14 protein-coding genes are annotated in these 20,924 nt (G+C 47.7%); 2 read left to right on the top strand and 12 right to left on the bottom strand.

Annotated features, from left to right (window positions below; genetic code table 11):
• Window positions 1–164: 164 nt before the first annotated feature.
• The 8 genes from ftsH to AC1S52_RS13500 form a co-directional block, all read right to left on the bottom strand.
• Window positions 165–2,057: an ATP-dependent zinc metalloprotease FtsH gene (gene ftsH / locus AC1S52_RS13465; protein ID WP_482029528.1), complete on the bottom strand. Its 1,893-nt coding sequence runs from the start codon at window positions 2,055–2,057 to the stop codon at window positions 165–167.
• Window positions 2,058–2,416: 359 nt separating this feature from the next.
• Window positions 2,417–3,481 carry a hypothetical protein gene (locus AC1S52_RS13470; RefSeq protein ID WP_482029529.1) on the bottom strand — a complete coding sequence of 355 codons (1,065 nt, stop codon included), beginning with the start codon at window positions 3,479–3,481 and terminating at the stop codon, window positions 2,417–2,419.
• Between the two features lie 213 nt (window positions 3,482–3,694).
• A complete protein-coding gene (locus AC1S52_RS13475; protein WP_482029664.1) occupies window positions 3,695–4,996 on the bottom strand; it encodes a glycosyltransferase family 4 protein in 1,302 nt (433 codons plus the stop codon).
• A gap of 205 nt (window positions 4,997–5,201) precedes the next feature.
• Entirely contained in the window at window positions 5,202–6,440 is a 1,239-nt protein-coding gene (locus tag AC1S52_RS13480) for a DegT/DnrJ/EryC1/StrS family aminotransferase (RefSeq protein WP_482029530.1), read from the bottom strand.
• On the bottom strand, window positions 6,437–7,423 hold the full coding sequence (locus tag AC1S52_RS13485) for an NAD-dependent epimerase/dehydratase family protein (RefSeq protein WP_482029531.1): 987 nt from the start codon (window positions 7,421–7,423) through the stop codon (window positions 6,437–6,439). The genes AC1S52_RS13480 and AC1S52_RS13485 overlap by 4 nt, the downstream gene beginning before the upstream one ends.
• Window positions 7,424–8,006: 583 nt before the next feature.
• A complete protein-coding gene (locus tag AC1S52_RS13490) occupies window positions 8,007–9,566 on the bottom strand; it encodes a cation:proton antiporter (RefSeq protein ID WP_482029532.1) in 1,560 nt (519 codons plus the stop codon).
• 135 nt (window positions 9,567–9,701) lie between these two features.
• Window positions 9,702–12,122 (bottom strand): sucrose synthase, encoded by a 2,421-nt coding sequence (locus AC1S52_RS13495; RefSeq protein WP_482029533.1) that lies wholly within the window; start codon window positions 12,120–12,122, stop codon window positions 9,702–9,704.
• Window positions 12,123–12,749: 627 nt separating this feature from the next.
• Complete coding sequence (locus AC1S52_RS13500; RefSeq protein ID WP_482029534.1) at window positions 12,750–13,844, bottom strand: tetratricopeptide repeat protein; 1,095 nt, start codon at window positions 13,842–13,844, stop codon at window positions 12,750–12,752.
• A 1,026-nt stretch (window positions 13,845–14,870) separates the two neighbouring features.
• On the opposite strand from AC1S52_RS13500, the gene AC1S52_RS13505 reads away from it, so the two are divergent.
• Window positions 14,871–16,148, top strand: a complete 1,278-nt coding sequence (locus AC1S52_RS13505) for a glycosyltransferase family 4 protein (protein ID WP_482029535.1) — start codon at window positions 14,871–14,873, stop codon at window positions 16,146–16,148.
• Window positions 16,149–16,412: 264 nt separating this feature from the next.
• Here AC1S52_RS13505 and AC1S52_RS13510 read toward each other — a convergent pair whose 3' ends face one another.
• Together AC1S52_RS13510 and AC1S52_RS13515 are read right to left on the bottom strand one after the other, a co-directional pair.
• Window positions 16,413–17,003, bottom strand: a complete 591-nt coding sequence (locus AC1S52_RS13510) for a superoxide dismutase family protein (RefSeq protein ID WP_482029536.1) — start codon at window positions 17,001–17,003, stop codon at window positions 16,413–16,415.
• 165 nt (window positions 17,004–17,168) lie between these two features.
• Window positions 17,169–17,321: a hypothetical protein gene (locus AC1S52_RS13515; protein ID WP_482029537.1), complete on the bottom strand. Its 153-nt coding sequence runs from the start codon at window positions 17,319–17,321 to the stop codon at window positions 17,169–17,171.
• A 437-nt stretch (window positions 17,322–17,758) separates the two neighbouring features.
• On the opposite strand from AC1S52_RS13515, the gene AC1S52_RS13520 reads away from it, so the two are divergent.
• Window positions 17,759–18,292 (top strand): hypothetical protein, encoded by a 534-nt coding sequence (locus AC1S52_RS13520; protein WP_482029538.1) that lies wholly within the window; start codon window positions 17,759–17,761, stop codon window positions 18,290–18,292.
• A 111-nt stretch (window positions 18,293–18,403) separates the two neighbouring features.
• On the opposite strand, the gene AC1S52_RS13525 is transcribed toward AC1S52_RS13520, so the two are convergent.
• Both AC1S52_RS13525 and AC1S52_RS13530 read right to left on the bottom strand, forming a co-directional pair.
• Entirely contained in the window at window positions 18,404–19,819 is a 1,416-nt protein-coding gene (locus tag AC1S52_RS13525) for a GumC domain-containing protein (protein ID WP_482029539.1), read from the bottom strand.
• Window positions 19,809–20,858, bottom strand: coding sequence for a polysaccharide biosynthesis/export family protein (locus AC1S52_RS13530; protein WP_482029540.1), 1,050 nt, complete (start codon window positions 20,856–20,858; stop codon window positions 19,809–19,811). Before AC1S52_RS13530 ends, AC1S52_RS13525 begins: the two co-directional genes overlap by 11 nt.
• Window positions 20,859–20,924: the final 66 nt, after the last annotated feature.

Here is a 20,924-nt window from a genome sequence, read left to right on the forward strand (position 1 = left end):
CGTGCCTTTTTTGATTGGCAACACAATTTATAGTGATTCTCAGACGAGGGCGGTACAAACTAATGCCAAAAAAACTTTACTGAATCAGCAGTTTGACCATACACACAATTGGGAATGGTTATATTCAGAGATCGTTCTTCCCCTGATCTTTGCTTAACCAAGCCCTAAGCTTGAACCGTAACAGCATTATCCTGCGCTGTGTATTCATCTACGATTTTACGGAAATCATCCCCCTCAATCGTCTCCTGGTCCAGCAGAATATCCACCAATTTATCAACCAGGGTACGGTTTTCCCGGATGATACGCCGGGCTTCCTGGTAGCAACGGAGAGCAATTTCCCGAATCTGGCGATCGATCTGGGTTGAGACTTCTTCTGAATACTCAGCGCGCGGAATCCAATTGCGACCAAGAAATACTTCGTTGCCGCCTGACCCTTCCAGGGCAACCAAACCCAGATCAGACATCCCGTAGCGCGTTACCATCTCCCGTGCCAGGTCAGCCACGGCTTTGATATCGCTACTGGCTCCAGCCGTAATTTCCGAATCGCCAAACACCTCCTGCTCCGCTGCTCGTCCACCTAACGCCATCGTAATCCGGTCAGTCAACCATCCTTTTGTGTACAAACCACTATCAATCATTTCCTCGTTGAATGCCTGCTGAGCAAAACCACCAACTCCCCCAGAACGGGGAATAATTGTAACCTTGTTCAGGGGATCTGAATGTTTCAGCATAGTCATTAAGAGAGCGTGCCCAACCTCGTGGTAAGCAATCAGGCGCTTCTTTTTACTGTCCAGCAGTGGGGTGAGGGAAAGACCGATTGTGACTCGATCAACCGCATCATCAATCTCCAGCATTGAAATCGCATCTTTGCGACGACGGGCAGTAAGAATCGCTGCTTCATTTAGCAGATTTGCCAGGTCCGCACCAGAAAAACCAGGAGTGCGGCGGGCGATCGCATCCAGAGACACATCAGAGTCTAGCTTTTTATTACGGGCATGAACTTCCAGAATTCCTAGCCGCCCTTTAAAGCTGGGCAGATCAACCGTGACCTGCCGGTCAAACCGACCGGGACGTAGCAAAGCTGAGTCCAGCACATCGGGACGGTTCGTAGCAGCAATGATGATGATACCCGTGTTGCCCTCAAATCCATCCATTTCTGTCAATAACTGGTTGAGGGTCTGTTCCCGTTCGTCATTGCCGCCACCAATGCCCGCACCCCGTTGCCGACCCACGGCATCAATTTCATCAATAAAGACCAGACAGGGTGCATTTTCCTTCGCTTTCTTAAACAAGTCACGAACGCGAGACGCACCCACCCCGACAAACATTTCCACAAACTCAGAACCAGAGATGCTAAAGAACGGAACCCCAGCTTCTCCTGCGATCGCCTTTGCCAGCAGCGTTTTTCCCGTCCCTGGAGGACCAATCAACAGCACTCCTTTAGGAATGCGGGCACCCACCGCTGTAAAGCGCTCTGGCTTTTTGAGAAAAGTCACTACTTCCTGGAGTTCTTCCTTGGCTTCTGCAATCCCGGCAACGTCATCAAACATAATGCCCGTCTTGGCTTCCATCTGAAAGCGGGCACGAGACTTACCAAAATTCATTGCCTGCCCAGGACCACCGGGAGCATTGCTAGAACGCCGAATAATCAACAACAACCCACCAATCAGCAGGAAAAACAGGAGTAAGTTTGCCAGAACTCCCATGACTGCTCCGTTATCTGGCGAAGGCTGGTTATCAAACTCAACCTTATTCGCCCGCAGTTTTTCAATCAGTTCAGGATTGCCCCCCTCAAAGATGGGCACCTCCTTCAAAGGCTCCTTTTCCTTACCATCCAAGGCAACTTCAGCAATCCGCCGGGTTGGGTCAATCCTGACTTTCGCCACCTGTCCGGCATCAATCCTATCCAACAGTTCGGTGTAGGTCATGGTGTTGCGATTGTTCTCTGCCAGCGCTGGCAAAGCTACTGTTGCCACCATGAAACCTTGAGCAATCACCCAAACAGCAGCAATGAACCCTCTGGCGGTTGGTCGATTTCGTGGCTGTCGCCTTTGCATTGCATTTGTCCAGGAAGATTTCATACCGAATGCCCTTTACTGCTACACTATCGCTACATTGAATGGCTGCCTGGAATGCCCAATTCAGCCATGTGAAGTTGGAGGTCTTTTCAAAAGTCTATCGTAACCTCCTCCTATCCTAGCGAACACGTAAAGCTTTTAAGCGCAACCGATCAGCGATTTATGAAGACAGGAGCCAGAAGCTAGACTACGAGATTTTTCCCGTCTCCTGGCTTCTGGCTCCCCTAGTCCAATGCATTAATACCAATGTTTGGATATAAGGAAGTTAGCTCAACCTATACTTAACTTCTATATTTACTTAACTTCTACATTGGTCAAAATTTAGTCAAAGTCATTGGTCAAAATGTCACAGTCTTTTGTGTAGCCTGTGACTGCTCAAAACTGAATATGCGGTCAAATGGTTGGATACCATTGACTATCACAGATTGCTGCTGGGAATCGAGTAACCCACTATCCAGCAAGGACTGGAGCAAGGTGCGAAATGGCACATAGTGCTGACGGGTTGTTTCTTGAACATAGGTTACTCTGCGGGAACTGTCACTGGTTCCTCGAATAAATTCCTCCAACGGAGGCACGTCATACTCCCATCCAGATGGATCGTAGGCATCAATCAGCAATCTAACCAAAAGCAACCGGAAGTATATATCTTCAAACGGTCCTTTGGTCATCTGAAAGCGACGATAGTTACCAGTGACGTAATTGAAGTGAATGAATCCGACCTCTTTCGGTTCGCAACCAATCTTTGCGGCTGGAGTTTGGCACTGTGCCCAGTAAGTAGCGTCACAAGAGTGGGGTTTACCTGCCACCATGACATCACGACCCCGCTGCTCCCACGGGCGGAAACTGCGGAACCAACCCATATCAAAAAACGACTCCCAGGTGGCTACGACATGGTCAATTCCCTGTTCCATAAACCAGGGATCCCATGCTCTGCTCACTCCACGAATGGACTGATTTTCGGCAACACAGGCTTCGTAGTGCTTCCGCAAAAAATCAGATTCTTGGATATAGAGATCCACATCATGGAAAAGAACATGGGTGGTCTTGACCGCATTAATTCCCCTGACGACTTGCAGCCAGTAATTGTTGTGGTAGTGATTGTAATGGCGTGTCAGCAAGTTTTCCAGCGGATTTTGACGCACTAACCGCACAGGTCCAGCAGGATAATCCTTGGTCCACTCCTTTAGACGTTCTGCAAACCTAGACTGAAACCGATTATCTGGAACAACGATCGTTTCAACGAGATCCTTTGGGTCCTGCCTGGCACAGGTTTCCAGGGCGATTTTGAGGAAAAAGGGCAGATCACCTGGAACCAGGATCATGATGGTGTAGCCCGGAACAGGTTCTGTTTCAAGCTTTTTCCAACTGGGATATAGCAGCCTCCAAATGTTGTTTAGAGCCATAGTGCAAAAGCCTCAGGTAAGTAAGCTGAACGTTTAGATTTGGTCAAAAAAACTGGCTAGAAAATAGGAAGAACAGTGGTTGTCCTGCCGTTCTACCTAACCTCAATAGATTGAAGGTCATGAATAAAATAAGGGTTAGAAGTTTGCAAGTAACAGAACCTCTGCCCTGACCTCCGAAATTTCTAAGATTGCGGAGGTCTAAAATTCGTTAGTTCAGTGATAGGTTGCAAAGCTTTTAGGTTGATCGCCCAGTTCGGTCTGAGGCTCAGACTTAGCCACAGTCTCGTGGAAGATTTCAATGACCCGCTCCACCTTAGAATCCCAGTCAAAATAACTGGTACGCACCCGCTCTATACTTGCCTTGCTCATCTGCTGGCGTAACTCCGGTGACTCTGCCAGACGAATCATCGCCTCTGCCAGTCCATTGACAAATTCTTCTTTCGAGGTCACATCCACCCGAATACCACAGCTATCATCCGCGTAGTCCCCCGGACCTGCCCAATTGGCTGCGATCACGGGCATTCCAATTGCCATTGCTTCTAACATGGCGCATCCCCCACAATCACGAATTGCGGGAACCATGTAGACATCACATTCACGAATCAGATCGGCGGCATCCTTAAGCGCTACCCAGCCATAAAAGTTGACCCTATCCTGAAGATTAAGCGAAGCGACCTGAGCTTTGGTTGCCTCCATTAACTCACCACTGCCAATGAGTTCCAGCACAGAGTTTGTCCGCTCTGCCACCTGCTTAAAGGCTTCCACCAGAAACGGGATTCCTTTCTGGTCTACAAATCGTGCCATATACACAAATCGGGTGGGACGGTCTGGATGGAATGCTGGACGGTCTGATGGTTGCCAGAGGGAGAGGTCTACCCCACTTTCCACCACCTCATAAACTTTACCTGTATACCCCTTGGGCAATGCTTTGGCTGTCCGATCATTGGCAACCAGCAAAGCTTCTGCCTGTAACTTACCAGGAATGAGCCAGTTCAATACCTGGGCAGAGATGCGCCCCAGATAAGTAGAAAGACGAGTACCGAGGGATTCCAGATAACGAAAGGCAGGTGGAAAGTCCAAGCCGCCACACATGGGACCAATCACAACGGGTGCCCCTACCCCATACATAAAACTGGGCGCTTTTGAAGAAATGGGTGTAGGCGAATAAACGAGCTGAATTTCAAACTTTTCAACCAGTTGTTTGACAATCTTACGTGCCTGACTTTGGGTAATCAGATGAATTAATTGTCCCAGAATCATATCTCTAATCCGAAACGGTACCCATGCACCTGCTTTGAAGATTAAGACCTGTAGCCAAGAGTCTTTGATAAAGTAAATTTTTTGAAAAATCCGATCATCGGGATAACGTTCGCGTAATTCCTCACGTACCCGTTCATGGCAAACCATCCAAACATCTACATTTCGCTCTCGCAGGCGATCAAAGTAGTAGAGCGGTAATCCAGCTTCTCCACTCATTGCCAATGATGCGTTTTCAGTAGCGATCGCGATCCTCATTGATTTCACCTTCTTGTCAAATCACCTTAAAACCCATCCAAACAGCCTTAACCACCCAAAAACTAGAACGTTCTCGGATCGAATCGGCTTTTGGAGAAAAATATGAATTCAAAAACTTTCCATGAATACCGTAGGGCAGGAGTTACCAAATCAGAAGAGACTGAAGCAGTTAATAAACCCGCCCCTACAGCATTTCCTTCGTGTCCTACTGGGCTGAGACAGAACCAGATGCTAAGGACTGTCGGACAGACTTGAACACTCCCTGAGTTGAAATGGGAAGATTGCCCGCCCCTCTTTCCTGATGCCATTGCACAATCGCCTCAACGGTTCGCTGCACTTCTTCAGCCGTCAGGAAAGGATGCATCGGCAAGCTCAGGATTTCGCCACAGAGTTGTTCAGTGACGGGCAACCCCCGTTTACCCAGCGGTACTCTAGCTTGATATGCCGGTTGCAGGTGAACCGGAGCCGGGTAGTGGATTGCAGTTCCAATCTTGTAGCTATCTAGAAAATTCTTGAGGCTGTTCCGCTCCTGTCCGCGAACGACGTATTGATGGTAAACGTGGGTTACATTTCCCTGAAGTTCAGGCAGTTGCAGGGGTAAGCCAATCAAGTAGTCGTTGTATTGTTGGGCAACGGATTGTCGAGCAGCGTTATCCTCGTCGAGATGGCGCAGCTTGACCCGTAGGATAGCTGCTTGCAAGGGATCCAGACGAGAATTTGTACCGGGAATGTCACTGATGTACCGTTTGCGCCAACCATACTGACGTAATACCGAAACAGCCTCTGCCAGACGGGCATCATTGGTGACTACAATGCCTGCATCACCCAATGCACCTAAATTTTTGGTGGGATATAGACTGAACGCTGCCATGTGCCCCCAGGTGCCAATCTTGCGTCCATCTAAAATTGCACCATGAGCCTGGGCACAGTCCTCAATCACAAACAGTTCATAGCGTCTGGCAAGTTCCATGATGGCAGGCATATTTGCCGGATGCCCATACAAATGAACTGGCACAATTGCCTTAAGCTGACCAATTGAGGGATTTTGATGAACCTCGGCGATCGCTTCTTCCAGGCAATCTACATCCATTGTGTAGGTGACGGGATCAACATCTACCAGAAGTGGAGTTGCACCCACCCGTTCAACTGCTGAAACTGTGGCAACTGCTGTATGTGAGACTGTGATGACCACATCCCCAACTCCAACGTCGCAGGCACGCAAAGCCATCTCAATGGCATCGGTACCGTTCGCAACACCGATTCCATAGTTAGCACCAATATAGGCAGCAAATTCCTGTTCAAAGGCTTCCATTTCCTGTCCAAGAATATAGAAGCCACCCTCTAAAACTTGCTGCATTGCCGCATCGATTTCTGCCTTATGGGCAAGGTATCCAGCTTTTGGATTGGTTTGAAGAATTGGCTCTTGTTGACCCACCATATTCATAGATAATGCTCCAGGTTTTCTCGATAATATTTCAGTGTTTTGGATAAACCATCTAACAAAGAGACTTGAGGCTGCCATCCAAGCTCTGCCTGAATCAGGCTGTAATCGCTATAGTAGTCCCCAATATCAATGCGCTTGCGTTCTGCAGGGAACTCGCGAACAGTAAATTCCCCTCCCCCGTTCGCCTCAATCATGGACTTTGCCGTGTCTCGCAAACTAACGACACAGTCCCCACCTAAGTTGAAAATTTTGCCTTCAGCCTGATAATTGACGGCGGCTATCAGCAGTGCATTCACCACATCATCTACATAGGTGTAATCCCTTAATTGCTCACCACCCCAAACTTCAAAGGGTTTTCCTTCAATTAACAGTCGAATCCAAATCCCTAAAAAGGTTTGACGAGTATCCTTGATTCGCATACCCGGACCGTAGGTGTTAGTGAGTCTTAGAGCACTGGCTCGAATCCCGTAGACATTGTTGTAAAGAATGTGGTACCACTCCCCAGCCATTTTATTGATGCCATTCACATCCACTGGGCGCAGAAGGTGCTTTTCGTCTACGGGAAGATAGTCAGGCTTGCCATAAAGCTGACGGGTGCTAGTAAATACCACCCGAATATCGGGATTGTACTTTCTGCAAGCCTCAAGAATAGAAAGTTGTGCTCTACAATTGATTTCCAGATCGGTGTAAGGATCCTTCATTGAGTCCAGATGACTGGTCTGCCCTGCCAGATTAAACAGGAAGTCCTTTCCCTGCACCAGATAACGCATACTGTGCTCATCTCGAACATCCGAGATATTGATCGTTACCTGATCTTGAATATCTGAAACATTAAAAAGGTTTCCTCCATATTCTGGAATCAGACTATCTACGATCTGCACCTCTGCTCCCAATGCAATTAAACGCCTTGCAAGGTTGCTACCAATAAAACCCAATCCACCCGTAATGAGAACTTTGCGTCCTCTGAAATCCTCTTCTTTCATGGTTTTCCCAAACTTACATTGATTGAGGGAAAGAATTAAATTTTTCCTGGAACTCAAATGCCTTAAGCAAGCTTGAAGCTTAAACAATTTGAACGCCTAAAAATAGTTCAATAACATCGACAGGAAATCACTTAGATGCAAGTATTCAAGCTTTACGAACTATTTTTGCCAAGCGGAAAACTACATAGTCTGCTTTACTCTAATCATTACTTCATTTGAGAATAACCTTATTTCCTGACGTAGAAGATGCAAATTCAGTGAAGCTTTGGTGAAAAATCCGTATCTTTATTAACGGTTAAAGTTTCACCCTTGAGAAATTACATAGATCATCAGTAGTCAAACAAATCAGTGAAAACAATGGGAATTGAGCTGATTAAGACGATTAAATCCCTTCATGCCTAGTGCGTTAGACTCCACAAGGTGCTGAAAAGTTTCTCAACCTTTTCAGCGCTGATGTAGAACTCATGGCAGCAACGAGCAAACCCGTTTGTGGACTCAATCGCGTTACGTTTAGTAATCCCTACGGAAGGACAAAAGTAACAGCGTAGAAGGCAGCAATCTCTGGTGCTATATTTTCTGTGAATTATTCCTCAATCACTTCTTCCAGCAAAGAAGCGAGTTCCTGGTTAAGCCGCCCTGTTTGGACAAACTCGGCATAGGTATTAGCTTCAATCGCCAGAAGTTCATTCCGCAGTTGTTCAGTGGCAAAGCCTCTCAAACTAGGATACTGGTCTTGAAGTTTGTCGATTTCTTCGCCTAAACGGCTGAGTTCTCCCCGAACCAGTGCCTTCTGATAGCCATAAAAGTCAGGTTCAACCCCAGGACGATCGTCTATTTCTTCTAAATATTGCTCTACCCGTTTAAGCGCAACCTGTCGGGCAACCACTTCTGAAAACTGCTGCCGCAGTGGCTCATCTCCTAGCAAGTTAAGCATTTGTAGCAGGGGTCGAATTAGCAAGCCCTGGAACAGCAATGTAAACAAGACCGTGCCAAACACTGTCGCAATGACCGTTTCCCGTTCTTGCAGAACAACAGGAACACTGAGCGCCAGCGCAATGGAGACAGAACCGCGCAAGCCTCCCCACCAGAGCAGCGTTTGCCCCGCCAGGGAAATGGGAGTTGCCGAAAAGCGGTTGCTAAACAGACTCAGGGTATAGATTGAGATCGCCCGCATCAGGAGCATAGCCAGTACTGTGATGGCGATCGCAGGCAGATTCTGCTCTAAAAACTCAAAGTGAATTTGATCACCAATTAGCAGAAACACAATCGAGTTGACAAAAAATGCCAGGAAGTCCCAGAACTCAGTCACAATTACGCGGGTGCGGGGGTTCATGCCAATACGAGAACCAAAATTCCCCAGAATTAAGCCAATCGTCACCACTCCGATCACCCCAGAGCCACCCAGATCTTCAGCTACCAGGTAAGTGCCGTAGGCAGAAACTAGGGTGAGCGATTGCTCTACCAGGGGCAGGTCAAAGCGCTGGGTCAGGTAGGAAATTGAAAATCCAATCAATGCTCCTACCCCTACCCCTACCCCTACCACTTTGAATAAATCCAGCACTATTGGTTGGACGGACAGTTCTGTAGTGCCGAGGGAAAAGCCGAGGATAAAGCTGAAAGCAACCACCGCCATGCCGTCGTTGAACAGGCTTTCGCCTTCCATCAGGGTGAGGAGTTGTTTCCCAACCCCCAACTCACGGAACAATGCCACCACCGAAACTGGATCGGTGGCAGACAAACAAACGCCTATCAGCAAAGCAGTGGTGAGGGAAAGTCCGGCGAACTGAGTTAACCCAAAAGCAATGCCAGCAATGGAAATAATGACCCCAATAATCGCAAATAGACTAACGGGCAAAAACTCTTGTTTCAGATTTGACCACTTGAGATTCCAGGCAGCTTCAAACAGTAAAGGTGGCAAGAAGATGGTCAGAATTAAGCCCGGTGAGAGGTTGACTAATCGCACGTTGACCAGTGCCAGCACAAGCCCAACAATGACCAGCAGCAGAGTATAGGGGATGCGGCGAAACCAGCCAAAGATGTTTGGCAGGGTTGCAACGCTAAGGGATACGCAGAGTACTAATAGAAAAGGCTTAAGATTCGCCTCAATTGTTGCTGTTTCGCCCATCCCCAACTCAGCCACCATAGACATCCTCAGTTAGATTCCTGTCTATGATAGGTAGAGTTGCTCCATTGCGTACAGTATTTAGGTAGGTTTGAACGTTTGAGACGTTCCGGCTGAAGCCTGTTACCCGTTCCAAAGAATTTGGTATAAGTCTCTTTAGCGGTGCAGGTGGTCTTCCATGAGCGCCTGTGCCCGTGGTTTGTAGAGTAGGTAGAAGAGTGCTTCGATATAGCGAATCATGTCTTCTCGCCCTTCAGAAGAGGTGTAGTTCCAGAATCCGTAAATTTTTGCTAACGAAAGCAACCGCGTGGTGTGGATCTTCCAGGTATAGGTACTGTAAACCCGTTCGATCGCCCGGTTAGAAATCTCATTCCAGTAGTTCGGGTTCTGGTCACATTTGGAGATAAACTCCAGGATGATACTTGCCATCTCTTCCAGATGAGTAGGATTGATTAGAAATCCGTTGACCTTATCCTGGATGATTTCCAGGGGACCTCCGAACCGGGTCGCAAAGGTGGGGAGTCCGGTGATCATGGATTCCAGAATTGTTAAGCCAAAGGCTTCAAACAAAGCTGGTTGAACAAAGATACCCTGGCGATCGGCAATGATGCGGTAGATTTCGCCCGAGTCGCCCTTGGGGAGACGGACACCGAGCCAACGGATCTTGCCGTGTAGATTGTATTCGTCGATGATGCGATATAGTTTCTCAATTTCATCGATCTCTTCGTGGTCAGTGGATTCTTCCGTGCGGAGTTTTCCGGCAATCAGGATCAGGTTGCAGTGCTCCTGAAGTTCCTCATTCTTGGCAAAACATTCTGCCAAACCTGTCAGGTTTTTGATCCGGTCTAACCGTGCCATAGAAAACAGGGGGCGTTTTGCAGGGTCATCCAGGGTACCGTATACCTGGGCAGGATCGTCCAGGGTAAAGAGTAGTTCTTCCAGGCGATCGCGGCTTTCTAGCAGCCGATCATCCATGCGTGTGTAAGGGAAGAAAACGTTTTCATTGACACCAGGCGGCACTACATTGAACTTGGGGCTGAACAGTTCAATCCCGCTGGTGACATGGTATAGATCGGGCATCGTGAAGGATTTGTAGGACTCATACTGCCCCACACTCTCATGGGTTCCGACAATTTCCTGATAGGTGCTGCTGACGACAAAGTTGGCAGCATTCATGGCAATCAGGTCTGCCGTGAATTGCAGGGAAAAGTGATACTTGTCTTCCAAATCTTGCCAGTAGAGATTACTGAATAGATATTTCGATTTTTCCAGGGCATGGGCAATGTTACATTGGGTTACTTTTAACTGCCGTGCCAGGAGGAATGCCACCAAATTGCCATCGGAGTAATTGCCCACAATCAGATCGGGTTTGCCACCAAACTCTGCCCGTAGTTCTTTTTCAGAATCGATCGCAAATGTTTCCAGGTAGGGCCAAATCTCGAAACGGGAGATCCAGTTCTGGGTCAGTTTCGGGTTGAACTCACGGAAGGGAACCCGCAAAATCCAGCCATCTTCAGTCCCGTGAATCTTTTCGAGTCGTTGGTTACAGAGGGTACCATCGCTGTTGGGAATCAGCCGGGTCAACACAACTACCTTGGGATGAAAGTTCAGGACATCCAGCCCTGCCAGTTCAATGTCTTCCTGGAGCTGCTTTTCCAGACTTTTGACCTGATCCAAAATGTAGACCACCTGTCCGCCTGTGTCAGGACGACCCAACACCCCTTCCTGCCCAAACCAGCCATGGGGTGAAATAATCGCAATCCGAAACAGCATGGGAATCCGGGAAATGAAAGACTCCAACGCCTGGTGGTCGGGAGAATCAATCAACTGATCCATCATTTCCAGGGTTTCCCGTACTCGATGAGCAGTATTGCCCCATCCCGGTTCAAACCCCAGGTTTTGCAGATCGAAGCGGAAGGACTCATAGGGCTGGTTGCCGGGGCGATCGCCCAGCAGTTGCAAGACTGACTTAATCTGGTCAGATAATTGCTGCTGAGACTGGATGCGTTCATTAATCAGCAATTGGGAACCCTCATGACTGTGCAACCGCAGGAAGTTGAACAGCGCGTTCTGCCACTGGCTGGGATCTTGAAACAACTTACTGGAGAGATAGCGGTTTAAGAATTCAACCCCCTTGCCAATATTTTTGGGGTCCCGAATGCTGGGGGAATAATCATAGAAAGGATCAAAATCAATTTCCAACACGTCCCCTTCCTGGGGATGGAAGCGGTTGACCAGGCGATCGCGCAGATCCAATAACTCCTGAGTGCTCATGGGTTCAATCGTCAAGTCTTCCAGCAAGCGGTAAGCTTCCTGTCGGGCAATGCGAGGACGAATAACCACGCAAAGACTTTCGACATCAAAAATAATTTCCTGCACATAGGAAATTAGTTTACTCAAACGGGAAGACGTACAGAAGCGTTCAGATTTTTCATAGTTCCGACAGTAATCATCGAAAGCGGTCAAAATTTCGTTACGCAAAAGATAACGTTTATCCGATGCGCGTAGTAAACTGGCGAATTGGCGCAGATTTGTTTTTTCATCACTATTTAGAACCGCCTGAATCAAATCGGACATCAGAACTTCTCCCTTCGTACCCGGTAATGGTTGGATAATTTTTTCCAGTCTTCCTAACTTGAGTCAGCAACCTGCCAAACCCGAACACCAAACTTTCTGAGACTAAAATTGATCTTTGCAATCAAACATCTCTTTTCAGGACGAAAAAAATGGGTTTCAAGGGGGTTATACAGAGCAACCGTGAATCACGCGAAGAGGTCATGCCAACTTGCTATAGTTTGTAGATACTAACCAACTGCTGCCAGCTACAAACCTATAATTCACAGTCTCGATTCACACCTTCAATTATTAGCGTATATCTACCCAATAAAATCAAATTTGCTTGCCAAATAGAATACTTTATCAAGATAAGAAATAAATGATACCGATTAAAAAATCAGAAAGCAGGATTAACCCCCCCTAAAATTAACCATAGCCGTAAATTCACTGATGAATCTATAAAGCTATTCATTGCATATTTTAAGTTCAGATGAAGATTTCGTGCATCGTTATCTGCACTACCCTTGTCAGCGCCCACCCGTAAGCCTCATTGCTTCAGTGTTTGGCATAGAGAGAATTTTTACTGAAAGCAGGGCGGAGTTTCGAGTGCAAAGCAGTCCAGCGTATCCAGATTTTTGCCCGTGAGGATTAGAAAGATTTGGTAAATAAAACAGGTGCTAGACGAAAAATGATTTGAACCCTGGAGCCAAACACAACCGTATCTTCTGGTTGTAGTTCCCAGTCACGCAGCTTCTGCCCATTGACGAGTAAGCCATTTGTACTGGGTTTGCCATCGGGGCTACCGTCATTAATCCGGTAGGTGTAAGTATTGTTTGCTTTCGGAACTTTAGTCAAAAAAGCGTGCTGGCGAGACGTAAAGCGAGAGTGCAGGCAAATGTCATTCCGGGGATCGCGCCCAATTAGATAGTGATCATTTTCTAAAATAATTTCGCGCCTGCCCAGGTCATCCTCAATAACCAAAAAGGGTTGCCCTTGAGTTCTCTGCGATCGTTCGTCTGAAGGGGAAAACCCTGAGGCTGATTTACCGTCTAAACTGATTTCTCCCTCAACAAACGTCGGACTTCCATATTCAGTGTTGTACCAGACAGGGGTGGTCGTGGGTTGTTGATCGCTGAGACCCGTCTTTTCGGAAGCCAGGTTGCGAGCCTGCCAGGAAACTTCATCATCCGGCTTGATGGAAAGGGCACGATCGTAGCTGGCGATCGCCTCTGTATTCCGCCCTAGCTCAACCAGGGCATTTCCCCGATTACGCCATGCCAGATGACTATCGGGATTAATGTGCAATGCTCGGTCATAGCAAGCAAGGGCTTCCTCTGCCACATCTAGCCCATACAGCAATACATTCCCCCGGTTTTGCCATGCCATTTCATCATTGGGTTTGATTTTTAATGCTTGGTCGTAGCAAGCAATGGCACCAATATAGTCTCCCAATCCGTACTGAAGCGCATTTCCCCGATCATGCCAGATCTGGAAAGCTGCATCAGCCTTGGGGCGGAGGGCTAGGGCACGATCAAAGCTGGAGATCGCATCTGTATAATCACCACAGTTTTCTAAAGCCAAACCACGCTCATACCAGGCTTCGTAGAAGTCGGGGCGAACTTCTAGAACGCGATCAAAACAAAAAACCGCTCGTTCAAATTCTTCAGCCACTAATGCCGAAAGCCCCTGTCGAAAACACTGAAGGGTTTCGCCGCTGAGTGGCAGTTGACCTGTGTCTAGCATCTGGTAACGTCCTGAAGGGGGGCTAATGTCGGCTACCAACTGGAAAAGTCAAGACTAAACCCTGATCACACCCTACTTCTACAATATTTACGTAAATTTTACCGAATCTCCATAAAGTTCGTATTAAGTCAGGTGATTTTCAACCAATTCTTTAAAGTCAGAATTCTCTATTGGCGTTTTTTGATAACCTCTGATACAAATTCGCGTGGTCATTGCCTAAGCTCAAGACCTGTTAATCAATATTAGTTATACTAATTATTTTCCTCTAATTCGATATTTTTATTTTATAGGAAAAGCAGCAAAGTCGTGTCTGATTTGCTACCAGGAAAGCTGAAAGTTTACCAGAGGTTTCCGGCCAAAGTATTTTTTGCCCCCATCTCTTTATGCCTGGTAACAGAGGGTTTTGGATGGATAGGGTATTCAGTTTCCTTGACTTAAAACCCATACTCAGGGCAATGTTTCACGACAGCGATTGATACCAGCACGTAGTTCTGATGCGTGCAGGAGATGCCATCATGAACTTTTGCAATTACTAACTTATGCTACAGTTCAATTTCAAGTAGCGGAAGATTATTGATTGAAGACAGGTGTATCCTGTGCGATCGCAGGCAATATTGCGTCTGTGGTTCGTATTAAAAAATATCCAGTTAGATTGCATTGATTGCTTCAAGTCCCACATTTTTGTGAGCTAAATCATCGTTAAACCACTTAAGTGCAACCTTGTCTGGAAGATTGATGGTGTAGTCTTTTGGAGGCATAGTTTGACTATTTGCTGGTACGTTATGGTTCAGAATTGGACTTCGGTATGATTCAGGTTCTACCCTCAGAGGGATGGAGACCGATCGGAAAAAACTTCACTTTAGCTGTGCAGCTCTGAAATTATTTCTATTGAGCGATGCACTTTCCTCATCACATCTGTATTCTGAGAGTCGTCATTCTAGAATCGTCACAAATTTCTTTAAGCTTATTTTCCCTGTTGAGTTTGCTGACTTTTTTGTTCAACTTTAGTAGAAATCTCACAAAGCCATGTTTTTCTCAGACAGAAAGCGTATTGCTCTGATCTCCGTTCATGGCGATCCAGCCATCGAAATTGGGAAGGAAGAAGCAGGAGGACAAAATGTCTACGTGCGTCAGGTTGGTGAAGCTTTAGCACGCCAGGGCTGGCAGGTGGATATGTTCACTCGCCGGGTTAGCCCCGATCAATCTAAGTTCGTTGAGCATAGTCCCCACTGCCGCACAATCCGCCTGAAGGCAGGACCGCAGGAGTTTGTTCCACGGGATGAACTGTTTGACTTCTTGCCAGAGTTTGTGCAAGCGTTCCTGGATTTTAAGCAGCAGGAGGGAATTACTTACTCCCTTGTTCATACGAACTACTGGCTTTCGTCCTGGGTTGGCATGGAGTTGAGAAAAAAGCTTCCGGCATTGAAGCAGGTGCATACTTATCATTCGCTGGGGGCGATAAAGTATAAGTCGATTCCAACCATTCCACTGATTGCAAAAACCCGACTTGATGTTGAAAAGGCGATCCTGGAAACTGCCGATCGCATTGTAGCGACCAGCCCCCAGGAAAAAGAACATATGCGATCGCTTGTTTCTACAAAGGGCGCGATCGATATTATTCCGTGCGGTACGGATATAGAGCATTTTGGTGGAGTAGACCGGCAAGCGGCACGACAGGCGTTGGGGATTGCTCCAGATGAAAAACTAATCCTCTACGTGGGGCGGTTTGATCCCCGGAAAGGGATTGAAACCCTGGTACGCGCAGTCCATCGTTCGTGTTTGCGAGATTCGGGTAAGTTGAAGCTATTTATAGGAGGTGGTAGCCGCCCCGGTCATAGTGATGAGCGAGAGCGCGATCGGATTGAAGGGATTGTGGCTGAACTGGGTTTGAGCCAGCTTACCTATTTCCCCGGTCGGCTAAGTCGGGAGCAGTTGCCAACCTATTATACAGCAGCGGATGTCTCTGTGGTGCCTAGCCATTACGAACCCTTTGGTTTGGTTACGATTGAAGCCATGGCGGCGGGTACACCTGTAGTAGGTAGTGATGTAGGTGGCTTACAATTTACTGTCGTTTCAGAGGAAACCGGACTATTAGTCCCTCCCAAAGAGGATGCCGCATTTGCGATCGCCCTGGACCGCATTCTGACCAATCCAGAGTGGCGCGATCAGTTAGGACAGGCAGCCAGGAAACGGGTGAGAGCTAAGTTTAGCTGGGATGGGATTGCGATGCAGCTCAATCAGATGTACACACAGCTACTAGAACCAGCTTCTATTCACAAAACAGTTTCTTCTGTCAGCGCCTAGTGGTCTGTCAAATTTAATTTGACAGGTAGCGAACACCCAAAAAGTAAACGATAGCTAAATTTTGAGGGTCTACGACCCTCAAAATTTTCTTGACGGGATATTAGTGATTTGTCAACTTGGTGTTTGTCAGTCTTGAATAGGAAAAGGATTATTTTGGGGGCTGAAAACCCCCAAAATAATCCTCAACAGACCGCGGTGGTCTAGCGCAGGCTTTCACGAGGACTTTCCTTTGGCAAGGGCGTTCTAACGAACATCTCTGTTTTTTTATGGCTTGCCCGGTGTAATCACTCCACAGCCAATCCGTCCCCCCGCATTGCCAGTTGGCTGCCCAAAATCATCTGCTTGAGCATGGAGAATAATGGCACGGTTGGCGATCGCATATTTGCCATCCGTCAGGGTCAGTCCCGGCACTGATTGAGTCAGTGAGCCAGTACCATCTGCTGCAATCAAAATATTGCCCAGGTCTCCCGCGTGGGCATTGGCAAACCCATCCACAATTAACTTGCCATGCTTAACCTGGTCTGGGTTAAAATGCCCACCCGCTGCATTGCCATTATTTTTGCAACTGCCGGTTTCATGGATGTGAAAGCCATGCAACCCCGATGGGGCATTACTCACGCTTGCCTGAATCAACACCCCTTTAGCTGTTTTAAATAAGAAAACTTGCCCACCTAGTTTAGACTTTCCAGAAGGGTCGCTGAGAGATACTTTTGCCACTTCAGCACTGGTTGCGATCGTAGACATAGGCTTTGCCAGCGCTTCTCCCTGCACTCCAACATAAAGAAAAGCCAGCAGACCCAGGCAAAAAGCAAATACAAGACCCCGAACAATCCGGTGAGTGAGGTTCATAACCATCCCTCTGAACTCCACTCCAATTCTAGGGGTTCATCTGCTCGGAGGTTTATAAATTTGTTAAGTAACGGTATCCGAATTCTAGGAATGTAGCTGATTCAGTCTGAACATTGCCGTAATTCAGATATGTTCCACTCAATTGAAAATTGTTGTAGCTAGAACTGGACATTAATCAAAATGAATAGAGGATGGTGTGGGTTGTTCACAACGGGTGCCACCACCCACCCGTCGTCCTGGAACTCCTTTTCTAGCAGCAAGCGCAAATTCGTTTGCACTCAACAGAAATATCATGCAGACAATTAACACGGTTACAGGAGACATGGCAATCGTTTCACCCTAACGACTTCAGAATTTTATATTTCCTTTAAATTCTCAGTGGAAACGATTGTGACAGTCATCAGGTCGTCATCGGCGCGATCTTAATGGTGTGGGGTGTGAGGTGTACTGCCTAACAACAAAAAACAGTATAGACTGACCAAGAATGCATATTAGCTATAGAAAAACAACGGTGTTTAATGGACTGAATATATTGTCACAGAGCAAAATTTGTCATCCAATATAAGGGTATAGGGTTGGGATGTGGGGTGGAGAAAGTGAGTTTTTGGCTCCTAATAGCAGATTTCATGGATGCTTTATTCTGTTTTCACCATTACTGAACGTAACTGTGTGTGATAACAGTCATGCTGAGTGTGGAAAGATCCAATAGTTAGCTGCGTTTGTGGGAACCCTAAGTGTAGTTGCGAGCAAACCTCAAGACAATGATTGACTCCTTCATCCCAACTGAACTGGCGGTTGCTCCTAACCCTTTAGGGTTAGCACCCCATCTCAGGCTGACGACAATTCCAATTGATGCGTCTACCTGTTTTGAGCTTTGGATGCCAATAACCAATTCAGCTCTTTTGCCTGAGGAGGCAATGCTGCTCAGGGGCGATCGCTCTCGTCTGGAAGAGATTTGTGCCCGGCTCACCTGGTTTTTGGGTGCCCAGTTTATCGGTTGTGAAGCCGAAGCCTGTCAAAGCTTGATTTATGACTGGCGAGAAGTTCAACGGCTGCTAAGGCAATCTGACGTAAGGTTTAATGTGCTTGGCGTGACCTATACTCCCCAAGCAATTTACCCAGACGAGAGGATGAGAGCATGGACATTTCGTCCGGCAAGTTGGAAAGTCTCCTTACTCGACCTGAAATCGATTGCAACCGGGTTTGAAATTGAAATATTGCCCATGAGCCTGTCGATCTCCTTGGGGCAGAGTGTGATTCGGTATGAACAGGGGGTTGCGATCGCGGCGGATTAAAGTCAGAAATATGGCGAGGCTCAGACGAGTGCGGTCCAAACTAAGGCTAAAAACCCTACTGAATCAGCCGTTTGACCGTACACACAAATGGGAATTGCTACAGGCAACTCATTAGACTGGCTTCAAAAAACGGTATTTCTGAATCCATTTCCTCCCAGGTGCAGTTTTACGCAGGTATAGTAGCAGCAAACCAGCCATAGCGCCCAGAGAAGCGATTGTAGCCGCGATCAAATAGGGTTGTTGCCGAGGAACCATACCCTTTTCTGGCAGGTTAGGATCGGCAATCATCTGTATGGGTGGGTAAGAACCCAAAACATCCCGATTGCCTGCATTTAACTCCTTCAACTGGGCAGCGAAAACGGCTTCCGCAATCTGCATGTCTCGATTTAGGGCATCCAGGGTTGAATTGCGCTGTGCTAAAACATTGAGACGCTGTTCTAACTGGTAAAGCTGGCGATCAAGTTCGATCACGCGGACAGCCATCCCCTGACGTTCTAAATTGTTAGTCACCACATCTTTGAACAAACTTTCCCGGGGAGTCGTCGATTGGGAATCCCCTGACAGATTGAGTCGGGCGATCGCTACCATATCTACTGGATGTCCCAGCAAAGCTTCTCCCCGCTCCACCAATGCAGCTTGAGCGGCTGACTTACGGGCAGCTTCTCGTAGAACAACCGGATGGTTTGGACCAAATTTGGTTGAAATATTGGTCAGATTGGTGGTTGCCTCGCTATAGTCTCGTAAATACTGCTGAAATAGGGAATCTGCCCGTAAAGTAAACGCCTCTGAAGCCTGATTAGAAGATAGATTTAAATCAGCCGCTAGCTGTCGCGACCGGATACTGGCATCCTGCTGCTGAGCCGCTGCTTCTGCCCGGAGTCGTCTTAGTGTCTCAATATTGCTGGCAAGCTGGTCAATCTGGTCCTTAGAAGCCAACCCTGCCCGCACCTTGTAGTCAGAAAGTCGAAGTTGGGCAGCCTCCAACCGTTTTTTGGCAATGCTAAGGGCATTTTCAAACTCAGCCTCCTGGTGTTCTGCCTGCTGCATTCTTAATTGGTTCAGTCGCTCCTGAAACGCTTCATTCAAGGCATAGGCTTTCTTCTGTGCCTCCTCACGAGTAGAACCAGTCATCGTAAAACGAATCAATTCAGTACTCGGAGTGACTTCAACTTCAGGTTTGCCAAATTGCTCAGTGGTCATACCCAGCTTTGCTGCCGCCGTTCTACGAACCAGATCGGTCGTTGCAATTACCTGATAGGTTGCTTTGGGATCAGAGTGATTACTGGAAGAAGTAGCTGCCTGGTCTCCACCCAAACCACTATCACCACCTGCTTTGGGGACTCTATCCAAAAGCATAACCGTCCATTGGCTGGCGTAGGAACGAGGCGAATCCTTGATCAACCACAAAACCATGCCCCAGATTGAGACATTTGCCGCCAGAGCTAAAGCCAAATAGCGTAATCTTCGCTGCCGGTCAGCCGAAGCCGCTAGGGTAGAAGGCGAAATGGGTGGATACTCATTCGTCATGCCTGAACAACCCCGGAATCAGGAAGAATGGGCTAAAGATGGTGCCAACCGTGCGGATAATACTGGCAATGTTGGTGACTCTTGAATCGTAACAAACGACTCCATCCTGGGGCATCAGAAATGGGTTTTCCTGATCGTTAGAGGCATTTTTCAGCAACCGTTCCACTGGACGGTCCATGACCACGGTTGCGCCGGTCAACCGATCAGTTCGAATCAGGGCAACTTTGCGGCGAGCATTTGTGGCACGGGTTCCACCAGCACAGCCAGCAGTGACGACGACTTGAGAAAGGCGGGTGCCATACTCCAGTTCTACAATCTGCCCACCCCTACCCTGATTGGGCGTATGGGGAACCGTCAGGTTTGACAGCAGAACTGGAATCTCATTCGGGGTTAATTGAGAGGGACGGACTAGTTCATTTTGGGCGATCGCCTGTTTTGGCACGATCACTTGATCATCTGCTATCAGGGGCACATCTGGAACAGGTTGCCCGGTGATAACCCCCGACAGGTCAAATACTCTTTCCTGCTTTCTCCGAACCAGGCGAATTTGGCGAATGTCGGCAGTTGGCTTCAGCCCCCCCGCTTGACGGATGGCAGCCGTTAGATAGCGTCCTGGAGGATTATCGCCTGTGATCGCCGTTTCTCTAGATTGCCGTGAGTTAGCCTCCTCCGTCCCTTCTGAGAGGTCGTTTACCAGCACCCGACCTGGACGAAAAATTTCCCCCGATACCGTAACCTGGACAGGTGCCCAGCGGGCAACTTTGACACTTAATTCCAAAAAATCAGGTCGGAAATAGCCTTTCTTGACCAGTGCCTCCGCTAGATTCTTTTCGACCTGGGCAGGTTCAAGTCCAACCGCAGATTGTGGCTCTAAAAAGGGAATCTGGAGGGTGCCATCGAGGTTAACTTCATATAAACCGCTCAGGCGAAAACGGCTATCGGGTGGCAGTTCATCGTCGAGGGGAGTGAACACTCGGACGAGATCGCCTGGAGAGAGTGGCAATGTCCAACCGGGAAACGCTGTACCCGTTGAAGCCATCGCTGCTACAAGCACTGAGATAGTGAGTCTTCTAGCCAGCATTACGGTATTTTTTTGGGGATTTTT

The sequence above is a fragment of the Kovacikia sp. CALU 1929 genome (genome assembly GCF_056784235.1).

Excerpts from the sequence above, each read along its gene's own strand:
- ftsH (WP_482029528.1), bottom strand. The coding sequence starts at position 2,057 with ATGCAAAGGCGACAGCCACGAAATCGACCAACCGCCAGAGGGTTCATT.
- AC1S52_RS13470 (WP_482029529.1), bottom strand. The coding sequence starts at position 3,481 with ATGGCTCTAAACAACATTTGGAGGCTGCTATATCCCAGTTGGAAAAAG.
- AC1S52_RS13475 (WP_482029664.1), bottom strand. The coding sequence starts at position 4,996 with ATGAGGATCGCGATCGCTACTGAAAACGCATCATTGGCAATGAGTGGA.
- AC1S52_RS13480 (WP_482029530.1), bottom strand. The coding sequence starts at position 6,440 with ATGAATATGGTGGGTCAACAAGAGCCAATTCTTCAAACCAATCCAAAA.
- AC1S52_RS13485 (WP_482029531.1), bottom strand. The coding sequence starts at position 7,423 with ATGAAAGAAGAGGATTTCAGAGGACGCAAAGTTCTCATTACGGGTGGA.
- AC1S52_RS13490 (WP_482029532.1), bottom strand. The coding sequence starts at position 9,566 with ATGGTGGCTGAGTTGGGGATGGGCGAAACAGCAACAATTGAGGCGAAT.
- AC1S52_RS13495 (WP_482029533.1), bottom strand. The coding sequence starts at position 12,122 with ATGTCCGATTTGATTCAGGCGGTTCTAAATAGTGATGAAAAAACAAAT.
- AC1S52_RS13500 (WP_482029534.1), bottom strand. The coding sequence starts at position 13,844 with ATGCTAGACACAGGTCAACTGCCACTCAGCGGCGAAACCCTTCAGTGT.
- AC1S52_RS13505 (WP_482029535.1), top strand. The coding sequence starts at position 14,871 with ATGTTTTTCTCAGACAGAAAGCGTATTGCTCTGATCTCCGTTCATGGC.
- AC1S52_RS13510 (WP_482029536.1), bottom strand. The coding sequence starts at position 17,003 with ATGGTTATGAACCTCACTCACCGGATTGTTCGGGGTCTTGTATTTGCT.
- AC1S52_RS13515 (WP_482029537.1), bottom strand. The coding sequence starts at position 17,321 with ATGTCTCCTGTAACCGTGTTAATTGTCTGCATGATATTTCTGTTGAGT.
- AC1S52_RS13520 (WP_482029538.1), top strand. The coding sequence starts at position 17,759 with ATGATTGACTCCTTCATCCCAACTGAACTGGCGGTTGCTCCTAACCCT.
- AC1S52_RS13525 (WP_482029539.1), bottom strand. The coding sequence starts at position 19,819 with ATGACGAATGAGTATCCACCCATTTCGCCTTCTACCCTAGCGGCTTCG.
- AC1S52_RS13530 (WP_482029540.1), bottom strand. The coding sequence starts at position 20,858 with ATGGCTTCAACGGGTACAGCGTTTCCCGGTTGGACATTGCCACTCTCT.